This window comes from Planobacterium oryzisoli (assembly GCF_015354315.1).
Taxonomy (GTDB): domain Bacteria; phylum Bacteroidota; class Bacteroidia; order Flavobacteriales; family Weeksellaceae; genus Planobacterium_A; species Planobacterium_A oryzisoli.
Genome location: NZ_JADKYY010000007.1, coordinates 98701 through 124018 on the forward strand (window position 1 = coordinate 98701; position 25318 = coordinate 124018).

The following is a 25318-nucleotide window of genomic DNA, read 5'->3' on the forward strand; positions in this document are numbered from 1 at the left end:
CCTATTTCGTGTTATGAGCTTAGAAATTACGATCACAGAAGCCATCAAGGCTGCTATGCGTTCCAAGGACAAAGTAGCACTGGATGCCCTGCGGGCAGTAAAAAGCCAGCTTCAACTTCTTAAAACAGAGAACAGGGATCAGGAGATTACTTCCGAGCAGGAAATCAGCATACTACAGAGACTGATAAAACAAAGAAAAGATTCCATTACGCAGTTTTCTGCGCAAGGAAGGGAAGATTTATCTGAAGTAGAGCGTGCACAGATGGAGGTAATTGAACGGTTTCTTCCTGCGCAGCTTACCGAGGAGGAATTGGAAGTTCAGGTCCGCATGCTGATCGAACAGACCGGCGCCTCAAGCATTAAGGATCTGGGGAAGGTAATGCCGTTGGCAACTAAAACCCTGGCCGGAAAATCCGACGGAAAGAGTATCTCGGAGATGGTCAAAAAACTATTGTCCTAAAATGGACGTTTAGGCAGGATATTCAACCTTTGCATATCGATTTGATTGTAGCCCGGAGCGTACGTCTCCGGGCTTTTTATGTCAATTTGGCTTATACGTAGGTATGGAACAGTTTTGCTTTTAGTACTTTAAGAAAGGATCGGATTTTTATCTGTAACTTTGCAAAAGGATTATTTATAACTAAAAATTTATTGATATGTATCCAGAAGAATTGGTATTGCCTATGAAGGCAGAACTTACAAATAACGGGTTTGAGGACCTGACTACTGCAGAGCAGGTAAATGAGGCGCTTAAAAAGCAGGGAACCACTCTGGTGATGGTAAACTCTGTTTGTGGGTGCGCGGCAGGTGCTGCAAGACCCGGAGTAGTGCACTCCCTGACAGGGAGCAAGAAGCCGGACCAGTTAGTTACCGTGTTTGCAGGATTTGATACTGAAGCCGTGGCGGAGGCCAGAAAGCATTTCGCGCCGTTTCCACCGAGTTCTCCAAGCGTAGCCCTTTTCAAAGACGGCGAGCTTGTACACATGTTGGAGAGACACCACATTGAGGGTAATCCTGCAGGAGCTATTGCGGCTAATTTGCAGGCAGCCTATGAGGAATACTGCTAAAAAGACGAAACGTAAAAGAGGGTCCTGGAAAGTTTGATTTCCAGGACTTTTTTTATGCCTCAATTAGCCAAAAAAGAGGTAGGCAAGACTAATTGCAGTGATAATACCTACTAAATCCGCAAGAAGCATGGTACCCACTGTATATCGGATATTTCTGATTCCTACTGCTCCAAAATACACTGCAATCACATAGAAAGTGGTATCCGAGCTTCCTTGCAGAATTCCCGCCAGGCGGGAAGGAAAGCTGTCCGGACCAAAGGTGGTCATAGTATCTACCATCATACCGCGCGCACCGGATCCGCTTAAAGGTTTAATTAAAGCGGTAGGAAGACCATCTACAAACCGGGTATCCATATTTGCGGCAGATGCTACGTACTTCATTCCATCTATTATAATTTCAAACACGCCCGAGGTGCGTAGCAGCGAAATAGCTATGAGCATTCCCACCAAATACGGAATAATCTTTACGCAGGTCCAAAAACCTTCCTTTGCTCCTTCGATAAACGCGTCAAAGATGTTGATCTTCTTATAAATTCCTCCCAGGATAATCGCAAAGAATATAAAGAGAATCATTCCATTACTGAGCACTTTGCTGAAACCATCCAATTCATCCTTGCTTAACTGAACCAAATACACCACAAGCAGCGCAATAGCCGCAGAAATCCCCCCTATATAAGCAAGGACAATGGGCTGAAACAAATTAATACGCTGCTTTATGGAAACAATGATCATTGCGGCCATCGTAGCGGCAAAAGTAGCGATAAGACAAGGCAGGAATATATCGGTAGGGGTTTGTGAACCCATCGATGCCCGTATGGCAATAATCGATACCGGAATTAAGGTAAGACCGCTGGCGTGCAGGCACAGAAACATCACCTGTGCATTGCTGGCCGTGTCTTTGGAAGGGTTAAGGGTCTGAAGACTTTCCATTGCCTTAAGTCCAAACGGCGTTGCAGCATTGTCCAGACCGAGTAGATTTGCACTGAAATTGAGCGTCATATGGCCAAAAGAGGGGTGGTTCTTAGGTATTTCCGGGAATAGGCGTGAGAAAAAAGGTTGGATGATCCGCGAAAGAAGATTTATTCCTCCCGCCTTTTCGGCAATGCTCATAAATCCCATAAAAAGAGTCATTATACCAATTAAACCCAGACAGATTTTTACGGCCGTCTCCGAGGTGCCAATGACTCCGTCGGTCGACTGAATGCGGTAGATCTGCACACTGGAGGAACCTTCCACTTTTTTGTATCCGATATGATCTACTTTGGTATCTGGTGCAGTTTCCAGCGCATACTGAACGTTCATAGGAAGCGAGGCCAGTGGCTGAGAAGCTATTGCGACTGTATCTCCCCCTTTTCCTACCACCATATCATTGTAGATTGCCTTGTAATTAGGAGAAAACAAATACTTAATGCTGGCAACCACAATTGCCACTATTATAAATGCGGACCAAATCCTACTTAGCACCATGGAATCAAAATTTGGATAAATTTAAATTAAAATTTGAATTAACCTTGTATCCGACGGTCGGGAAGTGTTCTTAAAAATGGGTTTTTACTGTAATGGCATTTTTAGGGTGCTAAATGTCATACGTTTTAGTATGGTACATAAATACTTCGTCTGAAAATGTTTTGTAACTTTATTAACATCAAAATCAGCAGGATACATTATCATGGGTTTTTGAGACGTAACAATTAAAAATGTACACTATGGTTACTAACACTTCTAATCTTCGTAATGTCGTACTTCTGGGTCATGCCGGAAGTGGCAAGACCACTCTGGCAGAAACTATGCTCTTTGAAGGTGGTGAGATAAAACGACGCGGAACAGTACAGGCGCACAATACGGTTTCGGATAATACCGATATTGAACATGAGCGTGAGGCCACCTTATTTTCGCACCAGCTGCTTGTGCATTGGCGGGAAAATAAAATCAATGTTATTGACACTCCCGGAGCCGATGATTTTGTCGGTGAGGTCGTAGGTTCACTTAAAGTAGCGGACACAGCGCTTATTGTGCTCAACGCAGCAGGCGGTGTAGAAGTAGGTACAGAACTGGTTTGGGAATATGTAGAGCGGTTTAAAACACCGGCCGTATTTGTGGTAAACCAAATGGACCATCCAAAAGCCGATTTTGAAAGTACGTTGCAGCAAGCCCAGCAAAGGTTTGGCCCAAAAGTGCTTCCCGTACAGTATCCTCTGAACAGCGGTCAGGAGTTTAACCAAATAGTAGATGCACTTCGCATGGTACTATATGAATTCCCAGCAGAAGGCGGTAAACCTTTTAAGAAAGAAATCCCGGAGAGTGAATTGCCTAAGGCCAAAGCCTACCATAATGCCCTCGTTGAAATTGCTGCAGAAAACGAGGAAGGTCTAATGGAAAGATATTTCGAAGAAGGAACCCTCTCCGAAGAAGATCTGGCTAAAGGCCTGACGATTGCCTTGGCGCATCAGCAGTTCTTTCCAGTGTTCGTGGCATCGGGCTGGAAAGATATGGGTACCGGTAGAATTATGGGATTTTTGAATGATATAGGACCCTCGCCTGCCGACAGACCCTCGCGCATCCTAACCGACGGAACCGCTCTAGGGTGCTCTTCAGAGGATAAAACAACACTTTATATCTATAAGACGACTTCGGAGCCGCAAGTAGGCATGCTGTCCTATTTTAAGGTACTTGCCGGTACCGTAAAACCGGGAGATGAACTCGTCAATGCCCAAAACGGTGAAGTGGAGCGTATCGCGCAGCTTTTCGTGGCACGCGGTAAAGAGCGCTTGCCCGTTGAAAAACTTCAGGCAGGAGATCTGGGTGTTACTGTGAAACTAAAATCAGCCCATACCAATAATACACTTAATGCAAAAGGCGTTCAGCGCGAAATCCGCCCGATGGAGTATCCGGAGAGTACTATTCGCAAAGCCATCTTCACAAATAATGCAGCCGACACAGAGAAACTTTTCGCTGCCCTAAACAAAATAAAGGAAGAAGATCCTACCGTAGCGCTCTCCATCGATCAGGAAACCCGGGAGGCGATTCTTGGAGGACAGGGGCAGATGCATCTTGACTTAGTAAAACAAAGGCTTCAAAAGGAATTTGGGATTGAGATGGAAATGAAAAACCCGCGGATTTCCTACCGCGAAACCATAACTTCCAAAGCATCTGCAGAATACCGACACAAAAAGCAGTCCGGCGGAGCGGGTCAATTTGGTGAAATTCATATGGTAGTGGAAAACTACTACGAAGGGATGCCTGATCCACAGGGATACAGTATACGGCAAAAAGAAATTGAAGACTTGCCGTGGGGCGGGACCCTGGCTTTCTACTGGTGCATCGTGGGCGGTGCAATCGATAATCGCTATATAGGAGCCATCAAGAAGGGAATCATGACGCAAATGAAAAACGGCCCTTTGACCGGTAGTCCGTGTCAGAATATCCGTGTAATTGTCTTCGACGGCAAAATGCACAGTGTGGACAGCAACGATATTTCGTTCCAACTTGCTGCATCCGGAGCATTTCGTGAGGCCTTTGAAAAAGCACATCCGCAGTTGCTCGAACCGATATACCACCTCGATATATTATGTCCTGACGAATCTACAGGGGATGTGATGGGCGACTTGCAGACCCGAAGGGCCATGATTACAGGTATGGACACCGAAGGGCATTACCAAAAGATCATGGCAGATGTTCCACTGGCTGAGCTAAACGACTACGGCTCCAACCTTAGATCCATTACGGGAGGTAAGGCAAAATTTTCAATGAAATTTTCATCCTACCAACTAGTGCCTGCTAATGTGCAGCAACAGCTTGTAGCAAAATACACAGACCTTACTTTGCACGAATAGTACATCGCAGTTGTAAATTAAGCCCTTTGCCTTCCGCTTAGGGCTTTTGCTGTTTTGTGGCAAGCAGGTGCACTACACTTCCCACGCCCTGATGCAAAGCGCCTTCGCGTAGGGAAGTTTCCGCACTTTGTAGGTGGGTTATAGAAAGCATGGTAAAATCGTTTTGAAGCTGCTTGCAGGAAAATAGGTACTCCAATTGGCGGGGGCCTCCAATGTTCGGATTGGTTTTTTGGTAGGCCGCATGCTCTTCACTGAAGGCCTCGAGAAGCAGCGTACCGCCGGGTTTTAAAAGCGTTGCCAGCTTTTGGTGGTAGCCGGCTCGGATCTCTGGCTGAAAATGGGCGAAGATAAGTGCAATGCAGTCAAAGGAATTTTCAGGATAATCCAACTCCAAGAAATTTCCCGTTTGGTAGTGGACTTCTACGCCCTACGCCGCTGCTAAAGCTAAGGCCTTACTGCGAGCCTCTGTGCTGGAATCCATGGCCTACACCCTCCAGCCCCTACTTGCGGCGTAGACCGCGTTTCGGCCTTCCCCCTCCGCCGGAAGCAGCAGAGCGCCGGGAGCAAGCTTGTCGAGCTGTTGTTTGAAAAACTGGTTGGGAAGCTTCCCGTACACATACTCCGCGCTCGAATAGCGCTCGCCCCAAAGGGTTTTTGCTTGTACTCATCTGTATTTAATGGATTCGGTATATAGGGTACTTCCTATGGGATGATTCGTAGTGCGGAGAGGCGTGGTATATCCAGTCCAGTTGCTGCCTGCTGCTTTTTTGTGCGCCCGGATTTTCTTTAAGCATTTTTTTAAAGCGCTCCCGAAGGTCCGGATTCTTAGAAAGGAGTTCCAGGGCCGTATCTTCAAATACATAGTCGGAGTAGTGCTCCTTCTGTCCCAAGATCGAATCAAAGTAGTTCCACGCAAAAAAGCTGTCTACGCCCTGAGGTTCCAGTGTTTCCAGAAGGTATTTAATGCCCGGCTGGGCAGTGGGAACGAGCAAATCCCCTAATTGCAGTCGCACGGACTCCATGGTAGTATCTACCTGTACGTTGGAATGCAGATAGTGTCCTTCGTAGGGCGCAGCTACGGTGTTAAAATCTTTAATTCGGTACACTTCCGCCGTAACTAAAGTATCTTGGGTAATGACGGTGGTTTGGATTCGGTTGCGCTTTAGATGCGCAATAATAGGCCACTGACTTTTGGGAACCACGTAAAAACGCGGGACTTTGACCGCCAGGGTGGGCGTATAATTTGTGTAGAAAGGTATGTGTTTGGTATAGGGCGCATTCCGGTCGTACTTTAAACGGGTAAGTCCCGTAACCCCACTGGGAACCTCAAGGCCTTTGTACCCGCTGAACAGCAGAGAATCAGAAACAGAGCGGTCTACTTTCCATTGCAAAGGATAGTTTTTTCCCGCTGTATACTCCCGGCGGTTTTCTTTGCGCGCCTTGTGGAGCTTTTGCCAGTTTTTTTCCAAATAGCGCAGATGAGAGAGCATGTTCTGGTAGGTGGCTTCTTCGCGCTCTGCATAGGGCTTAAGCATATGGGTTTCCACTACCGTTCCGGGTATATCGAATAATGAGGTGTATCCAGTGGCATAGCGTGGAGAATCCATAAATTGATCGTACCCTTTGTCGGGTGTGGTGCCCCAAACATTTACATACGGTATGGCTTCAATACCTTTGGCTTTTAAATCCTTAAGTACTTCCGGGTTCATCGTACGGTGGTAGAACTCTCCCAGCGTTTTTCCCAGGCGCTCTTTGTTGGTTGCGATATAGGTGAGTGTATGCTGGTAGTCGGCACCGTTACTTACATGGTTGTCAATGAAAAACTCAGGCTTTAATTCGTGAACCAATTCCTGGAAGGAAACGGCGTTGCGGGAATCCGTTTTAATGAAGTCCCGGTTTAAGTCAAAGTTGCGGGCGTTACCACGAAACCCGTAGGATTCCGGACCGTTTTGATTGACCCTTGTAAAGGCATTTCTGTTTAGCATTCCTCCCACATTATAACTTGCAACCACGGCCACTGAGGTGTTTTTCAGGTGCGGAATCTTCCCCGACGCAAGATCTCGTAATAGCCGCATGGAGGCATCAATACCATCGGGTTCTCCCGGATGGATCCCGTTATTTATCAGTACCAGCCCCCTGTCTTCTGAAAAGGTCTTTTTGGGATTGTAATTATAAAATACAATCAGCAGGGGCTCACCACTGTCGGTAGTTCCCCACTTGCGGGTGGTAATGGATGGAAATTTTTCCAGCTCGGCGTAAAAATCAAGCATTTGCTGGTAAGAAGCAGTCTGGTTTCTGTTTCCACGCTCGAAAGGCGTGGCTAGAACTTGTGCAGAAACGATTGAGCAGATTCCGAGCGATAAAAAGAAAGAAAGAAAAGAGCGTAGGGCAGTACAGTTCATAATAGGAGATTAACCAAAAAAGGTACGGTAAAAATAACTAATTAAATCGGGACTAATCGTTCTCGTTTCTAAGATAAACCAGCTGGCTGGCTTCAGGGGTGTGGTCGGAATCAAGAATCTGTGCGCTGCGGCATTTGATTAAAAGGTGTTCTATAAAAAAACCAGTTTCAAAAAACTGCCGGTGGACACCTTCGAGCAGTTCAAAATAGAGATGGATTCCTACACTGTTGTTGTGCAGATCCATTTTCTTTTCCAGAGGCTCGTTGGGAAATAGTTCCTCATGGAGATCGGTGAATTTCTTGCAGTAGCGCCGCGCTTTTTCGGGGGAAGAAATCTTCGAGCAATACATTAAGATAAGGCAACACCATAAGGCATGGCGGAAGGCATTTCCCACCCCACTGGTAGAATTGGTATACGGGAAATAGCGCTTTGCAATGCTAAAGGTTCTTAGGGTCGCATAGAGGCTCAAAAGTGTAAACAGGGGATGAGAAAGTGCTAAAGAAAGTAACTTTAGAATCTTTTTCAGAGATAAACTCCGCAATGACGATACGACTACCGATAATGCACTTCTCATAAATAATAAATCCCATCGTTAAGGATGAGATTTTGTTTTATTATGCGCTAGGGATTAAGGAGATGGTTTGTCCTACTTTCGCCTTCGCCTCGGTTCGTTTGACAATGAAATCCACGAAGCCTTTTTCCATTAAAAACTCTGAAGTCTGGAAGCCCTCAGGCAGGTCTTTTCCAATCGTTTCTCTAATTACCCGCGGTCCTGCAAATCCAATCAATGCTCCTGGTTCCGCCATAATGATGTCGGCCGTCATCGCAAAGGAAGCAGTGATTCCTCCAAACGTAGGATCGCACAGGTAGGCGATGTACAGTAAACCTTCGTCCCCAAGCTGCGCTAATTTTGACTGTACTTTCGCCAGCTGCATTAATGAGAAGGCTGCCTCCTGCATTCTTGCCCCACCGGATTGACAAATGATCATATACGGAAGTCGGTGTTGGATACAGTAGTCTACAGCACGACGGATCTTTTCTCCCATTACAGAACCCAAGGATCCTCCAATAAAAGCGAAATCCATACAGGAAATAACCATTTCCTTTCCATCCACTTTGCCCACAGCATTTCTTATGGAATCGCTTAGTTTTGTTTTGGCTTTGACTTCTTTCAGACGGTCCGAGTACGCTTTAGTATCTTTGAAATGCAGCATGTCAACACTCTCTACCTGCGCGTCGAGTTCCTTATACTTATTATTGTCAAAGAAGATTTCAAAAAATTCGTTACTGCCAATACGCACATGGAATCCATCTTCAGGAGATACAAAGTTGTTTTTCTTTAATTCCTCGTGTTCTACAATCTTCCCGGAAGGGGTCTTGTGCCACAGGCCTTTCGGAACGTCCTTTTTATCTTCCGTAGAAGTGGTTATGTTTTTCGTTTTGCGCTTAAACCAATCAAATGCCATAATGTTTTATTTAAGTTCCCTGGCACAGTAACATGCCAGGGAACCGCAAATTTAATAAAAGTTAATTTACTATTATTTTAAAGTGTTCACATTATTCAAATCTTCGAATGCTTGCGTCAGCCTGGCACTGAAAGTTTCCTCTCCTTTTCTAACCCATCCTCTAGGATCGTAGAATTTTTTATTCGGTTTATCGTCGCCTTCCGGATTTCCAATTTGCGTTTTCAGGTATTCCACATTTTGGATCATGAAATCTCTAATGCCCTCTGTATAGGCGAACTGTAAATCGGTGTCAATATTCATTTTTACTACGCCGTAGTCAATGGCTTCGCGGATTTCTTCCAAAGAGGAACCCGATCCTCCATGGAATACGAAATTGATTGGTTTTTTTCCAGTACCGAATTTCTCCTCAACAAATTTTTGTGAATTGTCCAGGATTTTTGGCGTTAACTTCACGTTGCCCGGTTTGTAGACGCCATGGACATTACCAAAGGCCGCAGCGATAGTGAAGTTATCTGAAATACCTTTAAGACGCTCATAAGCATAGGCCACTTCTTCAGGCTGTGTATAGAGTTTAGAAGAATCCACTCCCGAATTATCCACTCCATCTTCCTCACCTCCGGTCACCCCTAATTCTATTTCCAGAGTCATTCCCATTTTGGCCATTCTCTGGAAGTATTCCGTAGAAATGTCCATGTTTTCTTCAAGACTTTCTTCCGATAGATCCAGCATATGAGAGGAATAAAGTGATTTTCCGTTCTGCTTGTAAAATTCTTCACTTGCGGTAAGAAGTCCGTCGATCCAAGGCAGTAATTTTTTTGCGCAGTGGTCGGTGTGTAAAATTACCGTGGCCCCGTAGGCTTCGGCAAGGGTATGGATGTGTTTAGCGCCGGCAATACCCCCCAGGATAGCGGCGCGCTGGTTTTCATTGCTAAGTCCCTTTCCGGCATTGTACGCAGCACCCCCGTTGGAGAACTGTATAATTACGGGTGCGTTCAGTTTTGCAGCAGTTTCCATAGTTGCATTAACATTACTTGACCCAATGACATTCACTGCAGGCAAAGCAAATCGGTTTTCCTTTGCATATTGAAAAATTTCAGTAACCAAATTTCCTGTGGCAACTCCGGCCGGAAACATTCTGCTCATAACGTGTGGTATTTATATTAAATTCAGTTCGTTTTACTCTTGTAAAGTTAAGAAAAAGGACCGCAACCCCCTAATTTCTTTTGTCCTTACCCCAGAGTAATTTCTGGCGTATGGTCTCGTAGAAACTCAGTTCGTTGGGCTGTACTAGAAGCAGTTCAAATCCGGCTTTTCGGATTCGTAGCTCGGTCTGGGTGTCAATGTGCACCAGTCGCGAATCCAGCGACAGGGAATACTGAGGAACCCTGCTCTCCACCCTTAATCTAAATTCTGCGTTGTCCTTGACTATCAGAGGACGTACATTTAAATTATGCGGGGCAATAGGTGTAATGACAAAATTGTCATTGTCGGGTGCTATAATCGGTCCGCCACAGCTTAGTGAGTAGGCCGTGGATCCCGTGGGCGTGGAAATAATTACCCCGTCTCCCCAGAATACATTGAGAAATTCATCGTTGATGAATGAATCCACCGTTATCATCGAAGTGGTTTCCTTTCTGGATATGGACAAATCATTCAGAGCAAAAGGAAAAATCTCTTCGGGTAGTGGACTTACCACTTCTATGACCGAGCGCCTTGAAATTTTATAGTCACCGGCAATAATAACGTCCAGCTCCTTAAATACATCCTCCTTGGTGAAGCTGGCCAAGAAACCAAGCCGCCCCGTGTTTACCCCCACTACAGGAATCTGTGTGTCCTGAACATACAGTAGTGAGGTCACCAGTGTTCCGTCTCCACCAAAAGTAAAGAACAGATCCACCTCCTGGTCCTTTAAATCCTCTTTGCATGTGAACGTGGAAAAATCTTTGGAGAACTGCATCGATGTGGCAGTCTGCTTAAAAAGTACAGAAGTTACACCACGTTTGTCGAGCTCAGAGATGAACTTGCTCAGATAAAGAAAGGTGTCCAGGTCGCTTTTTTGGGTGTAAATGGCTGCCTTCATTCTGATTATAATTCCATGTATTTTTGAAGGAATCCGTAGCGGTCTTTCATGAGATCTTCTTTTTCGTCCCCGTAGTGTTTGTTTTTAATTACATAGCCGTAGCGCTCAAAGGTCTGGTCTATGGAACTCAGATGCTCGCTGCTGATCTTCAACGTAATTTCAATATTGTCTTCGTTGATCGCACTTACAAAACAGCCGAAAATCTTGGCGTTATTGCTTTCCACGATCTGCGTGATTTCCGAGAAGCTGTAATGGACGGTTTTGGTCTGTACCGTAAGAATCGCGCCGGATTCGGAAAAAAGGGGGTACTTGGAAAACTCATTAAAAATATCGTCGCTGCATATATAACCCAGATATTTCTCATTCTTACCTATAATAGGTACAATGTTCGCATTGAAAGTGTAAAAGAGTTTGACGGTATCCAGAAGGTTTCCGTCTTCAAGAATGGCAAATTTCTCAAAGTGCAGTTCCAGTGAACTTAATGGCCCCTCAGGACTCTCTTCCAGAAAGTTCTGGCTAAGGGCACCTACATACGCTCCCTTTCTTTTGATAAAGACGTGCGAGTACCCAAATTCTCTAGCCATTTCGCATGCTTCTTCAATGGAGTCTGAATGGTTAAAGGCCGGATAGTCTTTCGAAATATAGTCTTTAATAAACATTAGGCTAATTTAGGAATTTTTAAAAATACCCAAGCCCCTGCGTGCCTGAATTAAATTAGCTATTGGAACGGAGCAATTCAAGACTTACTTTTTTATATTTAAATGAAGTTCCCGGTAAAACTCCCACAGAACGATACTGCCGCAAACCGATACATTGAGGGAATGTTTGGTCCCACTTTGCGGAATTTCAATAAAGCTTGTACACAGCTCCACTACTTCCTGGGATAAACCCTCTACCTCGTTTCCCAGCACTAAGGCATATTTAGAAGCGGGAGCGATAACAAACTCTTCCAGAGGCTTGCTGGCGGTTGTCTGTTCAATACCCACAATTTCGTATCCGTCCTCAAGTAGTTTTTTTAATGCCCCAGCCGTATCTTCACAAGCGATCCAGTCCACACTTTCGGTGGCACCTAGGGCAGCTTTTTGAATGTCCCTGTGCGGTGGACGGGGGGTAATTCCTCCGAGTATCATTTTTTCCACCAGAAATGCATCGGACGTACGAAACAAAGAGCCCACATTAAGCATGCTTCGAATGTTGTCCAGGACAACTACCACCGGAATTTTCTCTAACTTTTTAAATGTAGGAATATCTACGCGGTTGAGTTCCTCCAGTTTAAGTTTCTTTGTGGTTGACATTTTTGTATTTTTGGCAAAACTACGATAATTCACGTATCCAGCGGAACTATACAACTATGGCGAAATCAAAAAAAGAAACCCCATTAATGACGCAGTACAACAGCATCAAAGCCAAATATCCTGATGCTCTGCTTCTGTTTCGTGTAGGGGACTTTTACGAAACGTTCGGGCTGGATGCGGTAAAGGCATCCAAGATTCTTGGAATTGTCCTTACCAAAAGAAACAACGGAGATTCCCATACCGAGCTAGCAGGTTTTCCGCACCACTCTATTGATACCTACCTGCCCAAACTGGTGCGCGCGGGGCTTCGCGTGGCGATTTGCGACCAGCTGGAGGATCCTAAAATGGTAAAAGGCATTGTAAAGAGAGGAGTAACAGAACTTATTACTCCAGGCGTGACTTTTAATGAACAGGTGTTGTCCTCCTCCAAAAATAATTTTCTTCTTTCGGTACACAGCGTTAAAGAGGAGTACGGAATGGCACTTCTGGACGTCTCCACTGGAGAATTTCTAATCTCCCAGGGCGATGAGAAGCATCTGCTGCATATCTGTTCCAGTTTTGATCCAAGCGAGATTATTTACCAGCGCACCAAACAGCTCCCTTTAGGACTAAAAAGCAAGAATACCTTTAAATTGGAAGATTGGGCCTATCAGTATACCTATGCCCAAGAAAAGCTTACGTCCCATTTTAAAACCCAATCACTTAAGGGCTTTGGAATAGAGGACTGCCCTCTTGGAATTACGGCTGCGGGGGCCGTGCTGGCTTATCTAATTGAAGATACGCACCATAATCTTTTATCGCATATCAGCGCGATTAGAAAGATTAACAAGGAGCACTACGTAACCATGGACTCCTTTACGGTATCCAATCTTGAGCTTGTGCGCGCTTCCAGCCCTGAAGGCAAAAGTCTTTTGGATATCATCAACCATACCATCACCCCCATGGGGGCAAGGCTTTTGCGCCGGCGGATCCTGCTGCCTACGGTACATTTGGCAGAAATTGAAAACCGGTTGGATCGGGTCGCTTTCTTTAATGACCGTCCCGAGCTAAGGTTTCAGGTACGGGATCTCCTTAAAGGGGTCTCCGATGTGGACCGCTTACTTGCCAAAGTGTCTTCGGAGAAGATTTCTCCCAAAGAATTAGGAATGCTGCGCGACAGCGCGAAACTAATGAGCGAAATCGACCGGATAGTATCTATGGAAGCTGTAGCCCCTTCTTTGTTCGGTATTTTTCAGAGCATGAAAGAAGTGTTAGAACGTTTAGAGAACTGGCTTAACCAAGAGCTTCCTGTGCATCTTTCCAAAGGCAATGTGATACGCAGCGGAATTCATTCTGAGCTGGATCGCTTGCGCACACTGCAAAATGAAGGACAAGGCTATTTGCATGAGATGTGCCAGCGGGAAATAGCCGCCACGGGCATTACTTCCTTAAAAATTGATTACAATAATGTATTTGGGTACTATATAGAGGTTCGTAATACCCACCGCGACAAAGTGCCTGAAGGTTGGGTTAGAAAACAGACCCTTGTAAATGCCGAGCGTTATATTACCGAAGAATTAAAAGAATACGAAAACCAGATACTGGGCGCAGAATCCAAGATTGCGCAGCTGGAAACGGCTTTGTTCCGGGAGCTCTGCAGCTTTGTACTGAATTACACGCAACTTCTGCAAAGCAACGCAGACTGGATCTCCAGGCTGGACGTAGCGGCAGGATCCTCCGAACTGGCAATGCTGTGCAATTATACGCGCCCTGAAATTAACGAGGGGTATGCTATAGACCTTAAGCAGGCCAGACATCCCATTATTGAGCAGTCGCTTCCGCTGGGAGAAAAATATATTCCCAACGATTTGTTTTTGGACCGGGATACCCAGCAAATACTGATGGTTACAGGCCCCAATATGGGAGGTAAGTCGGCGGTTTTAAGGCAGACGGCGCTTGTGTGCCTGTTGGCTCAGACGGGGAATTTCGTTCCGGCGCAGCATGCGCACATAGGACTGGTAGACAAAATATTTACCCGCGTAGGGGCAAGCGATAACATTTCGGCGGGAGAATCTACCTTCATGGTAGAGATGAATGAGGCGGCCAGTATACTAAATAACTTATCCGATAGAAGTCTTATTCTCCTTGATGAGGTAGGGAGGGGAACCTCCACCTACGACGGCGTTTCCATAGCCTGGGCCATTGCAGAGTACCTCCATAACCACCCTTCCAAGCCCAAGACGCTTTTCGCCACGCACTACCACGAGCTAAATGAAATGAGCCAAGTACTAAAGCGTATCAAAAATTTTCATGTGACCATTAAGGAAAGCGGAGAAAATATCGTTTTTCTGCGCAAGCTAGCGCCTGGGGGAAGCGCACACAGTTTCGGGATCCATGTCGCAAAGCTTGCCGGTATGCCCTCTTCGGTACTCCGTAGGGCTAGTGAAATTCTGGAGTCTCTGGAGAAAAACCGGCAGGATGGGCTACAGGTAAAGGCTTCGGAAGTGAGCGAAAGCATGCAACTCTCTTTTTTCCAGCTCAACGATCCCGTGCTGGAGAATATCAAAGAAGAATTGGACCGTCTGGACATCAACCAACTCACTCCGCTGGAGGCTTTATCCAAACTGAACTTTATAAAGAACATGGTAGGAAAATAAAACTTCCTAAAACCGCGCATTCAATTCCATTGCTATTACGAAAGCCTCACTCCAGCACGCCTGAAAATTAAAACCACCGGTAATACCGTCTATATTAAGGATTTCGCCAGCCAGAAAAAAATTCGGATACCGCTTGGATTCCATCGTTCTAAAGTCAATCTCCTTTAAATCTACTCCACCGGCCGTGACAAATTCATCCTTATTGGTCGATTTTCCGACTACCTCCAGCTTGCACTGGGTTAGCAGGGCAGTTAGTTTTTCCAGAGCAGGGGTTTTAACTGTCCCGATTTGCTGGGTCGGATCGATTCCACACAAATCAAGAACCCGGCTCCAAAACCTCTGAGTAAGTGCCGCGGGTTTTGTGGCGCCCATCAATTTTTTAGGACTGCTCTGTTTTTGGAGTACAAAATGCTGCTGTACTTGGGCAAAAGGTTCTGCAAGAAAATTCACATGCAAAGTAAACCGGTAGTCGGCGGCAAAAAGCTCTCTGGCTTTCCACGCCGATATTTTTAGAATTGCAGGGCCGGAAAGACCCCAATGCGTGATAAGCAGCGGCCCCTGTTCTTTGCTCTTAAACTCAGGGATGGAAAGCTGTGCATTAGGAAAACTGGTTCCCGGAAGCTGCTCCAGCAGGGGATGGGAGATGTTGAAAGTAAACAGGGAGGGCACGGGAGCAACCGTAGAAAAAGACAGGTCCTGCAGTATCTTTAAGCTTTTAGGAATGCTGCCCGGAGTGTATACTATGCAGTCTGCCCAAAAATTCCCCTGGGAGGTCTGCACCGTATAACGACCTTCCTCTGGCGTTATAGACAGCACGCGGTGTTGGAGCTTAATTTCCGTACCGTTTAAAGCAGCCTGCTTTTTCAGTACATCTATTATGGTTTCTGAACTATTGGTCTGGGGAAATATCCTGCCGTCTTTTTCTGTTTTAAGGACGACCCCTCTTTGCGAAAACCACTGGATGGTGTCCTGTGGTTGAAACCGCGAAAACACGCTGCGCAGTTCCCTGTTGCCCCGTGGATAAAACTGGACCAGGGCCGAGGGGTCAAAACAGGAGTGCGTCACGTTGCACCTACCCCCTCCCGAAATGCGCACTTTCTGCAGCACATCCGACGACTGCTCGAGCAGGATTGTATGAAATTTGCTGGCGTCCAGATTGGCTGCCGTAAAGAAACCAGCGGCTCCTCCCCCTACAATAAGTACTGTTTGCTTTGCCATGTATCTTCTATAGTGTTGCAAAACTACAATTTTTCTTATCGCCTTTAAATGCGTAATTTTGGACCTTTATAAAACATTAGCATGTCTGTATATTACCATAAATTTGAAGTACGATGGAGTGATATTGATGCCAACAGGCACCTGGCAAACTCCTCCTATGTCCAGTATTGTGCCCAGGCACGCATGGCCTTTATGGCCCAACATAAAATGGGGCTTAAAGAGCTGAACCGTTGGGGAATAGGGCCGGTGATCCTGCACGAGCGCTACTCGTTCTTTAAGGAGATTTACATGGATCAGACCGTATACGTATCCCTGGAAATTGACGGGGTATCGGAAGACGGAGGGATTTATCAGTTTCTGCACAAATTTTATTTGGCCGACGGTACGCACTGTGCCACCGCCGAGGCATTTGGAGTATGGATCGACATGATGCTCCGAAAAGCAACGACCCCTCCGGCAGATATCATGGAAGTGCTTAATCAATTCAAAACGCAGGACACCAAAATATTTACCAAAGCCGATATCAAAGCGCTTCCTTTCCGGCCGAATGATTTAGATCCCGCCCTTTTTACTACGGAGTAACCAACAACCAATTATGCTAGAAGAAAAAAATCCCCAGCGTACTGCCATTTCCACACTAGGAGAAGTGGGTCTTATTAAACACCTTACCGATGCGCTCCCTACCATTCAGCCCAGTACCGTTTTGGGTGTAGGAGATGATGCTGCGGTATTGGAAGTAGGCACCGGACAGATGGTTGTTTCCACCGATACGTTGGCGGAAGGTGTGCATTTTAATCTGGGATATGTGCCACTGAAGCATTTGGGATACAAGGCCGTAGTGGTTAATCTTAGCGATATTGCCTCGATGAATGCAGTGCCTTCACAAATTTTAGTATCCATTGCGGTTTCCAATAGATTCCCTGTGGAGGCCCTGGAGGAAATATACCAAGGCATACGATTGGCCTGCCAACACTACGGGGTAGATCTGGTGGGTGGAGATACTACCAGCTCTACTTCCGGACTGATACTTACCATTACTGCAATTGGAGCGGTGGAGAAAGGGAAGTTTATTGCAAGAAAGGGAGCGAAAGAAGGCGATTTGCTGGTGGTTACCGGAGACTTAGGCGGCGCCTATATGGGACTGCAGATTCTTGAGCGGGAACACGCCGTGTACTTGGCCAATCCTCAGATGCAGCCCGAGATGGAAGGGTACGAATATATCTTGCAGCGACAGCTTAAGCCCGAAGCCCGAACCGATGTGCGTACGGCATTGGAGCAGTTAGAGATAGTGCCTACTTCTATGGTGGATATTTCGGACGGACTGGCATCGGAAGTGCTGCATCTCTCGGACCAGTCCCAAGTAGGAATACGCGTGTATGAGGATAAGATTCCGCTAGATCCCCAAACCCTTTCCACGGCAGAGGAATTCAATTTAAATCCTACCGTGTGCGCCCTGAGTGGAGGAGAAGACTACGAACTACTCTTTACGATCAGCCCATCGGATTATCAAAAAATAAAGAACCATCCCGATTTTACCGTAATAGGACATGTTGTGGAAAAACAGCAAGGAAGCCATCTGGTACTCTCAGGCAGCGGCGAGCTCTCGCCCCTAACCGCACAAGGTTGGGATGCATTTCTAAATAGGGAGTAAAGTATGTCGATATACCTTTACAATATCTGAGAAAGATGCCAGCGCTCATTACTGAAGACAAGCGGGGTCTGCGGCTGGTTTCGGCGCCTGATAGCCGTAAAGGTGATAATATAGTGCGGTGTTACGATTACCTTTTCCTTATTAGAACTGTATCCCACCCAAACCACATGCCGCGCTTTGGCAGAGAGGGCGTGCTCTATAATCTGTGCTTCTAGTTCCTGAGAAAAAAATGCCTCGTATTTGTGAAGTCTCCGCAGCAGTGTCTTAACTGGAAGTACCCGTCTGAAGACCGATAGAATACCGCGCACTTCAGGAGCGCTCAGCGATGCGAGCGCCTTGATGTATATTCCAGTACGCAGCCTTGAGAGGGGGTTGTGTCCTATCCATGCCCCATCCAAAATTAAATGGCGCTGCTGCTTCTGGTCGGTGTAAATGGCGTAGGGAGTATTGGGCGAGTCGGCAGGGCGGCTCATTTCCCGCAGAGCTATGACCCTGGTGTCTTTTCCAATGATTTGGAGTACAGCGCCAATTTTCTGGCAGGTCTTGTCTTTTCGAGCCGGCGAATTGGTAAGGATCACCACACCGGATCGATGCATTTTAAGTTGAATGCATAGGTTTTGTACCTGTCTGCTCTTAAGTTTATGGAGTGCAGGTACTAAGATAAACTGCGTATGGGGTAGGTGCACCATAGATCTTTTGATCAAAGATACACCAGGTCCTTACAGGCTGTATTACAGAGAGGTTAAGAATTTTGTATGCTTTTATTAATTGGCATTCTTTACCGCCTTGGCAATATTTATAATGACTTTCACTGCCTTTTCCATAGTTTCCAGTGCCACATATTCGTAGGGACCGTGGAAATTCATTCCGCCGGCAAAAATATTAGGACACGGCAGCCCCATGTAGGAGAGTTGGGCACCGTCGGTGCCTCCCCGGATGGCTTTGATCTTAGGTTCAATGTTGGCATCTTTCATAGCTTGCGCAGCTATATCGATGATATGCATTTTGCCTTCAAACTGCTGCTTCATATTACGGTATTGCTCTTTTATAACCACGTGTGCGGTGTTTTCTCCATGAATGGTATTGAACTGAGCAACCACCTGTTGCATAACGGCCTTTCTCTGATCAAATTTAACCTCATCGTGGTCGCGGATAATATACTCGAGCTTGGCGTGCGATACATCCGCTTTTATTTCCATCAGATGATAGAATCCCTCAAAACCTTTGGTCGTGGAAGGCGTCTCTTCTTTAGGAAGCATACTGGCAAACTCTGCGGCAAGTAAAGCGGCGTTTACCATTTTTCCATAGGCGTACCCCGGATGCACGCTTAGGCCATTTATTTCTACTACCGCCGAGGCCGCATTGAAATTCTCATATTCCAGCTCACCGGCTTCACTACCGTCCATGGTATATGCCCACTCAGCGCCAAATTTTTCGACATCAAATTTATGTGCGCCTCTGCCGATTTCTTCGTCCGGAGTGAATCCAATGGCAATACGTCCGTGCTTGATCTCCGGGTGGGCCAATAAGTATTCAGCTGCCGTAACGATCTCTGCCACACCCGCTTTATCGTCTGCACCCAGCAGAGAGGTGCCGTCCGTGGTAATTAAGGTCTTGCCCTTATACTGCCGTAAATTTTCAAATTTATTTGGTGATAGAACAAACCCTGTCTCCTTATTTAGCAATAGGTCGCCCCCATCGTAGTCGTCCCAAATAATCGGATTCACGTTCTGGCCATTAAAATCGGGCGAAGTGTCGTAGTGCGCAATAAATCCAATGGTAGGTTCGTTATCCTCTTCCAGGTTAGAAGGTATAAAAGCATAGATGTATCCATTGCCGTCCAGTTCAACCTGCTCCAGACCTAATCCTTGTAGCTCCTCAAATATATATTTGGCAATATTCCACTGCTGCGGTGTGGAAGGAGTGCTTTCGCTTTCTGGATCACTTGTGGAATAAATCTTTGCATAGTTAATAAAACGATTCTGAAGTTTTAATTTCCATTCCAAGTTAAATTCGATTGTCTGCATACAAAGATAATTTTAGGTAAAAACAAATATAAGGCTTTTCTTAGTGTGTATAGTCTAAACTTCCGCTTAATAGAACGATAGAGCAACTTCGGAGTGAAAAGTAAGCCTTTTTCGAAATTGTTTATATTTACCCGTACCAAAAATACTTAGAATGTTTCTGACTGAATGTCCGCGGGATGCAATGCAAGGCTGGGGTGAATTTATTTCTACCCAAGACAAGATTGATTATATAAATCTGTTATTGGGTGTGGGGTTTGATGTGCTGGATTGTGGCAGTTTTGTTTCTCCAAAGGCGATTCCTCAGATGGCGGATACCTCCGAGGTGCTTAAAAACCTAGACAGATCGGGATCCGATACCGCTCTTTCCGTAATTGTTGCCAATATCCGCGGCGCCGAAAGGGCACTTGCGCACTCGAATGTAGACATCATCGGATTCCCTTTTTCCATTTCTGAAACGTTTCAATACCGAAATACCAACAAGAACCAGCAAGAGGCGTTCGACCAGATCCGCACCATAAATGAGCTTGTGAAACAGGAAAAAAGACATCTGAACGTCTATTTTTCTATGAGTTTTGGAAATCCCTATGGCGAGCGGTGGAATTTAGATCAGCTTTTAGACTGGGGTAAACAATTTAGAGATGCGGGCATTTTAAATATCCAATTATCCGACACGATCGGTGCGGCTACCACGGAACAGATCAGCCTGGTATTTGAGCAGATGCAGAAGCAGGTTCCGCAAATCAGTTTCGGTGCTCATTTTCATAACCGGTACGACGAATCGCGCTCAAAAATCCAGGCAGCCTACCAAAGTGGCTGTAGGAAGTTTGACAGTGCCATCAAGGGTATCGGAGGTTGTCCCATGGCTAAGGATGAGTTAGTAGGCAATATGCCCACCGAACAGATCATCAATTTTATGGCAGCTAATAAAATAGAGCATAAACTGAATTTGCTGCACTTTGAGAGTGCCTATAACAAAGCCAAAGACATCTTTAAATTTTAGGGTTATGATTTTAAGCCCGATTATTAGTGCAAATGAATTGCTCGCGCTTTTGGAAAGCCCCGAGATTGTTGTAGTGGATGCAAGGTCGGGCGCCACCTCAGAGCAGGCGTATAGAAAAGAGCACATTAAGGGTGCGGTTCATCTGGAACTCGAAGAGCATCTCTGTGCGAAAGAAGGCGATCCTAAAGTAGGGGGTCGCCACCCTCTTCCCAAGGTGGATAAGTTTATTCAGGCTTGCGCCCAAAAGGGGATACATCCCAAAAAGCGGATCGTAGTGTACGATAATCTTTCTGGTGCCAACGCTGCGGCGCGCCTATGGTGGATGCTCAGTGCCGTGGGATGTGCCCAAGTGCAGGTATTGGACGGAGGAATGCAGTCCTATATACAACTTGATAATGCGCCGATGCACGCTGGGGTTACCCAGGGCAGTCCCGTGGAGCCCTGGGCTTGTGCACAGTGGCAACTACCCCTTGTCTCTATGGGCGAAATAAAGACCGATTCCGAAAGGAAAAATCTGTTGCTTGTGGATGTTCGTGATACGGGTCGTTATGAGGGTAAGTTCGAACCAATTGATCCTACTGCCGGCCATATACCTGGGGCGGTTAATGTCCCCTATAAGCAGAATTTGGACGCAAAGGGTTGTTTTTTAAGTGGTGAAAAACTCGCTAAGCAGTACCATCCGCTATTTAGGGCTGGTAAATCGGTGGTATTTTATTGCGGTTCAGGAGTTACCGCGTGCCATGGGATACTAGCTGCACGAATTGCAGGCGAGCCTTGGCCTGCACTCTATGTAGGTTCGTGGAGTGAGTGGTGCCGCAATTAAACTAGAATAGAATTCCGAGCTCAAATTTAGCTTCTTCGCTCATCATATCTTTATTCCAGGCGGGCTCAAAAGTAAGTTCCAGATCCACGCTCTGTACTCCGTCGACACCTTGGACTTTTTCGCGTACTTCCGCAGGCAAACTCTCGGCTACAGGACAGTTTGGAGTGGTAAGCGTCATTATAACCTTAACATCTCCTGCGTCGGAAATTTGTACATCGTATATAAGCCCCAATTCGTATATATCCACAGGAATCTCAGGGTCGTACACCGTCTTAAGTGCTAAAATTATTTCTTCTCCAATCGAAGCAATCTGTTCGTCCGTTAATGCCATAATCCTTACAAAGGTTCAGTAATCTTTAGTAAATCTTCCTGCCGCATGCGGCGGAAAATATTGGCCAAAGTTAAGACATCTTTCTCACAATATTTAACTATTCTAAATAAATCTTTGTCTATGTGGTAGATAGAAGAAACCATTGAACCGTCAATATCGTCCTTGGGGGTGGGAATGGAAAAAACGTGTGCTAAAAGTTCCAGAGATACCGAGGAGCGGAAATCCCCAAACTTCCAGAGTTCCATTGTGTCCAGATGCGAAATTTCCCAGGGTTTTTTCCCAAAGAGCTGGAAGGGTTTGGGAGGTTGCATTCCCTGTATTAAAAAGCGTCGGGCAATCCAGGGAAAGTCGAATTCCTTACCGTTGTGTGCGCACAGGATCACCTGCTGCATCTTGGGATGGTTAAATAGTGCTCCGAAGTTCTCAAGCAAATCCCGCTCGTCGTCTCCATAGTAACTTTTTACGCGTAAGGCCTCTCCGCGCACCTGACCGATACTGATGCATATGATTTTTCCAAATTCTGCATAAATCCCTGCGTGGGAACCGTAATACAGCTCCGCGCTCTGCTCTTCGGGGCGTCTGTAGGCGGTTTTCTTATCAAATAAGTTTTGTCCCTGAGGGTCTAACTGCTCCCAATCGCTATAAAAAGGGACAGTTTCTATATCAAGAAAGAGGACATTTTCAATAGGAATAGACTGTAGCATTTTTTTTTAAAATGGGTTTATTATTGGTGTATAAAATTTGTTACTTATTTGATTATCCGTGGTTTGTAAATTAATTGGCACAGAATAAAATTATTTATTCTCATTGTTAATTGTACAATTTAGTTAAGAACATGATTGATTTTGTACACTTGTGATTTCTGGGCGGTCTATTTTTGAGCCACTAATAACCGGTCCTACAAATGAACGAATTCTATTACTATCTTCTTTATTTCACTTCAGAGTATTTTTCCCTGCCCCTCATTATTAGAATCACCCTGTTCTTGATAGTATTGCTGTTGCTTCTCTATCTGACGTTTTTCGGCCGGGTGGTATATATTTCACTCTTTCAGTTTTTGGAAAAAAAGAAAGCCCAGCGTCTCGAGCTAAAATACGCTTCTAAACTTCAATCGCTTCTTGAGCAGTCCAATCTGGAGTCCGACAAGATCCGGGCAGAAATGGGATGGACCCACAAAGTCCCGGCAAAAACGGATCTAGAACTACTGACGATGCTTCTGATTAGAACACGCAACGCTATTTCCGGATTTAATGTGCACAACTATTCCGTGATTGTGGAGATTCTGCAATTACGAAAATACTGGAAGCGAATAGTTGAGAAAGAATCGATGTTTTCCAGCAGCAGGGCACTTAAGATTTTGGGCGATTTGGAACTGGAAAGCAGTGAAACCCTCCAGGGACTTAACATTAAAACCAAAGACAAGGATCTGCAGAAATACGCCCGCAGTGTATTTTTTGATGTTTCTTCTTCTGATCTGTGGGAATCTTTTGACCGGGAACTTTCCTCTGATTTTACCTCCCTGGACGAGATCCGGCTGCACAGGGCTTTGCGCAGGAAAGCAGCCATGCGGCCCCTTCCTTCACTAATGCGCTGGGTGCAACGAAGCGACAATGAGGATTTTAAAGCTTTTCTGGTCAAAGAAATCTCCTTTTTCAAACAGAAAGAGTCGATGCAGTCTCTTATGAAGCTCTTGAAGGAAACCACTTCCATTAAATTGAAAATTCAAATTATCACTACCCTGGGAGAACTGGGATGCAAGGAGGCAGTTCCCCTACTTAGCAGTGAATTCCATTACAATTCTGCCCGTACCCAGCAGGCCATTATTGCAGCCCTTGCGACCATTGGAGTAGAAAAATCCCTGAAATTTCTGGAGTTCGAATACAATCACTGCAAAAATCAGGATTTGCTCATAGATTTGGTACGAGGTATTTACACCATAGACGAAAAGCAAAAGACCGGTACCTACGAGCAGTTAAAAAGTACTTCAGCATCATTATTCACTTCCTCTATTTTTTCTTTTGTAGAGCGGGAAAATGTGGTTTTAAGTTAATAGTGCACTGTGGAAAACCTATTCTTCGGTTACCAATACCTCATCTTCTTTTACTCTTTTGCTATTACGGTGGTGTATCTACTCCTGGCATTACTGGGCTACCTTAAAATTCAGAAGCTGCGCGCCCGCTATACCGCATACGAAGAAAAGCAGGTGCTTGGGGGCGACGATTTAGTGCCCGGAATTTCAATTGTTGCTCCTGCATTTAATGAGGAGGTAATCATTATAGACAGTGTGAACTCGCTTCTCAATATGAATTATCCTCGTTTTGAGGTGGTTATTGTCAACGACGGTAGTAGAGACCAGACCTTGCCCTTGCTTATTAGCACTTTTTCTTTGGTAAAGTCCGATTTTCCTTATGTAGAGAAAGTATACTGCCAGCCGGTACATACGGTATACAAGTCCACCGATCCGCAGTTTTTCCGGCTGATCGTAGTGGACAAAATAAACGGCGGAACAAAGGCCGATGCGATGAATGCCGGGGTTAATGTGGCCAAATACGATTACTTCATTAATACTGACGTGGACTGTCTGCTGTCTAGCGATACACTCACCAAGTGCATCCTTCCCGTTCTGGATTCTCCTGTAACGGTCATTGCGGTGGGAGCCACAATGCGTATGGTAAACGGGTGCGACGTTAAAGACGGAGTTATTACAAGGGTGCGCCCGCCGCATCAGCTCATACCGCTTTTTCAGGAAACAGAATATCTTAGATCGTATCTGGTTGCGAAAATGGGATGGTCCACCATAAATGCCATTCCCAATGTCTCGGGCGGTTTCGGGCTTTTTAATAAGCTTGTGCTGATCAGTGCGGGGGGCTTTGATTCTTCTTCGCACGCGGAGGACATGGATATGACCCTGCGCATGGTGGCCTATATGCGCGAAAACAATAGGCCGTACCGAATTGCGCAGATTCCGGACACGTGCTGTTGGACCGAAGGACCTTCCAATCTGCAGGTACTAAAGCGGCAAAGAACGCGCTGGGGGAGAGGCCTTTTACAAATCTTCGTAGTACACAGGAAATTTTTATTTAACCCTAAGTACGGCCGCATGGGTCTGGTAGTAATGCCTTATGCGCTTATTTTTGAATTTCTGGCCCCAATGATTGAGGCAACGGGCTTTCTCTTTATGCTGTATTTGATTGCCACAGAGCAGATCAATTACCAAACGTTTTGGCTGATGCTTGTTTTTGTCTACCTGATTGGGGTGACCGTTTCGGTCATCACCATATCGTTTGATTTAACCGTAAAAAGGCAGTACCAGAGTATCAGGGAGTATCTCAGACTCATTCTTGTGAGCTCCTTGGAAGCAATTGTATACCATCCCTTTATTGTAGTGTACAGTATCATGGGGTACTACCAGTTTCTGACGCAGAAGAATTTTACCTGGGGCGCCATGACCCGGCAGGGCTTCCGCAGGACCCAAACCGACTAACTGCC

The 25318-nt window shown here is 45.7% G+C and carries 23 protein-coding genes and 1 pseudogene; 10 read left to right on the forward strand and 14 right to left on the reverse strand.

Translation table 11 applies throughout. The annotated features are described in order from the left end of the window. Window positions 1-13: 13 nt before the first annotated feature. A complete protein-coding gene (locus IC612_RS06930; protein ID WP_194739452.1) occupies window positions 14-460 on the forward strand; it encodes a GatB/YqeY domain-containing protein in 447 nt (148 codons plus the stop codon). 196 nt (window positions 461-656) lie between these two features. After that, entirely contained in the window at window positions 657-1067 is a 411-nt protein-coding gene (locus tag IC612_RS06935; protein ID WP_194739453.1) for a BrxA/BrxB family bacilliredoxin, read from the forward strand. A 63-nt stretch (window positions 1068-1130) separates the two neighbouring features. On the opposite strand, the gene IC612_RS06940 is transcribed toward IC612_RS06935, so the two are convergent. After that, window positions 1131-2534 carry a nucleoside recognition domain-containing protein gene (locus tag IC612_RS06940; protein ID WP_194739454.1) on the reverse strand — a complete coding sequence of 468 codons (1404 nt, stop codon included), beginning with the start codon at window positions 2532-2534 and terminating at the stop codon, window positions 1131-1133. A 239-nt stretch (window positions 2535-2773) separates the two neighbouring features. Here IC612_RS06940 and IC612_RS06945 point away from each other — a divergent pair, with 239 nt between their 5' ends. Further along, window positions 2774-4900 (forward strand): elongation factor G, encoded by a 2127-nt coding sequence (locus tag IC612_RS06945; protein WP_194739455.1) that lies wholly within the window; start codon window positions 2774-2776, stop codon window positions 4898-4900. A 37-nt stretch (window positions 4901-4937) separates the two neighbouring features. On the opposite strand, the pseudogene IC612_RS10010 reads toward IC612_RS06945, so the two are convergent. The 8 genes and pseudogenes from IC612_RS10010 to IC612_RS06985 form a co-directional block, all read right to left on the reverse strand. Next, a pseudogene (locus IC612_RS10010) lies at window positions 4938-5306 on the reverse strand (SAM-dependent methyltransferase); the annotation flags it as partial. A gap of 268 nt (window positions 5307-5574) precedes the next feature. Beyond that, window positions 5575-7302, reverse strand: coding sequence for a M14 family metallopeptidase (locus tag IC612_RS06955; protein WP_228512920.1), 1728 nt, complete (start codon window positions 7300-7302; stop codon window positions 5575-5577). Window positions 7303-7354: 52 nt separating this feature from the next. Continuing rightward, complete coding sequence (locus IC612_RS06960; RefSeq protein WP_194739456.1) at window positions 7355-7876, reverse strand: DUF6973 domain-containing protein; 522 nt, start codon at window positions 7874-7876, stop codon at window positions 7355-7357. 40 nt (window positions 7877-7916) lie between these two features. Continuing rightward, complete coding sequence (locus IC612_RS06965; RefSeq protein ID WP_194739457.1) at window positions 7917-8768, reverse strand: acetyl-CoA carboxylase carboxyltransferase subunit beta; 852 nt, start codon at window positions 8766-8768, stop codon at window positions 7917-7919. 72 nt (window positions 8769-8840) lie between these two features. Further along, window positions 8841-9911: a class II fructose-bisphosphate aldolase gene (gene fbaA / locus IC612_RS06970; protein ID WP_194739458.1), complete on the reverse strand. Its 1071-nt coding sequence runs from the start codon at window positions 9909-9911 to the stop codon at window positions 8841-8843. A 70-nt stretch (window positions 9912-9981) separates the two neighbouring features. Further along, complete coding sequence (locus tag IC612_RS06975; RefSeq protein WP_194739459.1) at window positions 9982-10848, reverse strand: NAD kinase; 867 nt, start codon at window positions 10846-10848, stop codon at window positions 9982-9984. Window positions 10849-10853: 5 nt separating this feature from the next. Further along, window positions 10854-11507 (reverse strand): CBS domain-containing protein, encoded by a 654-nt coding sequence (locus IC612_RS06980; RefSeq protein WP_194739460.1) that lies wholly within the window; start codon window positions 11505-11507, stop codon window positions 10854-10856. A gap of 84 nt (window positions 11508-11591) precedes the next feature. Next, entirely contained in the window at window positions 11592-12143 is a 552-nt protein-coding gene (locus tag IC612_RS06985; RefSeq protein WP_194739461.1) for an RNA methyltransferase, read from the reverse strand. Window positions 12144-12199: 56 nt separating this feature from the next. Here IC612_RS06985 and mutS point away from each other — a divergent pair, with 56 nt between their 5' ends. Beyond that, a complete protein-coding gene (mutS, locus tag IC612_RS06990) occupies window positions 12200-14779 on the forward strand; it encodes a DNA mismatch repair protein MutS (RefSeq protein WP_194739462.1) in 2580 nt (859 codons plus the stop codon). 6 nt (window positions 14780-14785) lie between these two features. Here the strand turns inward: mutS and IC612_RS06995 are convergent, their stop codons facing one another. Next, window positions 14786-15997, reverse strand: coding sequence for a BaiN/RdsA family NAD(P)/FAD-dependent oxidoreductase (locus IC612_RS06995; protein WP_194739463.1), 1212 nt, complete (start codon window positions 15995-15997; stop codon window positions 14786-14788). A gap of 81 nt (window positions 15998-16078) precedes the next feature. On the opposite strand from IC612_RS06995, the gene IC612_RS07000 reads away from it, so the two are divergent. Both IC612_RS07000 and thiL read left to right on the forward strand, forming a co-directional pair. Continuing rightward, window positions 16079-16579 (forward strand): acyl-CoA thioesterase, encoded by a 501-nt coding sequence (locus tag IC612_RS07000; RefSeq protein ID WP_194739464.1) that lies wholly within the window; start codon window positions 16079-16081, stop codon window positions 16577-16579. A gap of 13 nt (window positions 16580-16592) precedes the next feature. Continuing rightward, window positions 16593-17648 carry a thiamine-phosphate kinase gene (gene thiL / locus IC612_RS07005; RefSeq protein ID WP_194739465.1) on the forward strand — a complete coding sequence of 352 codons (1056 nt, stop codon included), beginning with the start codon at window positions 16593-16595 and terminating at the stop codon, window positions 17646-17648. Window positions 17649-17665: 17 nt separating this feature from the next. Here the strand turns inward: thiL and IC612_RS07010 are convergent, their stop codons facing one another. Next, entirely contained in the window at window positions 17666-18337 is a 672-nt protein-coding gene (locus IC612_RS07010; RefSeq protein WP_194739466.1) for a hypothetical protein, read from the reverse strand. Between the two features lie 75 nt (window positions 18338-18412). Beyond that, window positions 18413-19675 carry a peptidase T gene (gene pepT, locus IC612_RS07015; RefSeq protein WP_194739467.1) on the reverse strand — a complete coding sequence of 421 codons (1263 nt, stop codon included), beginning with the start codon at window positions 19673-19675 and terminating at the stop codon, window positions 18413-18415. Between the two features lie 151 nt (window positions 19676-19826). On the opposite strand from pepT, the gene IC612_RS07020 reads away from it, so the two are divergent. Continuing rightward, entirely contained in the window at window positions 19827-20675 is an 849-nt protein-coding gene (locus IC612_RS07020; RefSeq protein ID WP_194739468.1) for a hydroxymethylglutaryl-CoA lyase, read from the forward strand. Between the two features lie 4 nt (window positions 20676-20679). Beyond that, on the forward strand, window positions 20680-21498 hold the full coding sequence (locus IC612_RS07025; RefSeq protein ID WP_194739469.1) for a sulfurtransferase: 819 nt from the start codon (window positions 20680-20682) through the stop codon (window positions 21496-21498). Window position 21499: 1 nt separating this feature from the next. Here the strand turns inward: IC612_RS07025 and IC612_RS07030 are convergent, their stop codons facing one another. Further along, window positions 21500-21829, reverse strand: a complete 330-nt coding sequence (locus tag IC612_RS07030; RefSeq protein ID WP_194739470.1) for an SUF system Fe-S cluster assembly protein — start codon at window positions 21827-21829, stop codon at window positions 21500-21502. A 5-nt stretch (window positions 21830-21834) separates the two neighbouring features. Next, window positions 21835-22533, reverse strand: coding sequence for a 3'-5' exonuclease (locus IC612_RS07035; protein WP_194739471.1), 699 nt, complete (start codon window positions 22531-22533; stop codon window positions 21835-21837). 200 nt (window positions 22534-22733) lie between these two features. Here IC612_RS07035 and IC612_RS07040 point away from each other — a divergent pair, with 200 nt between their 5' ends. After that, window positions 22734-23879 (forward strand): HEAT repeat domain-containing protein, encoded by a 1146-nt coding sequence (locus IC612_RS07040; protein ID WP_194739472.1) that lies wholly within the window; start codon window positions 22734-22736, stop codon window positions 23877-23879. A 9-nt stretch (window positions 23880-23888) separates the two neighbouring features. Then, the gene (locus tag IC612_RS07045; protein ID WP_194739473.1) at window positions 23889-25313 is read left to right on the forward strand and encodes a glycosyltransferase family 2 protein; all 1425 of its coding nucleotides are present in this window, start codon (window positions 23889-23891) and stop codon (window positions 25311-25313) included. The last annotated feature ends 5 nt before the right edge of the window (window positions 25314-25318 follow it).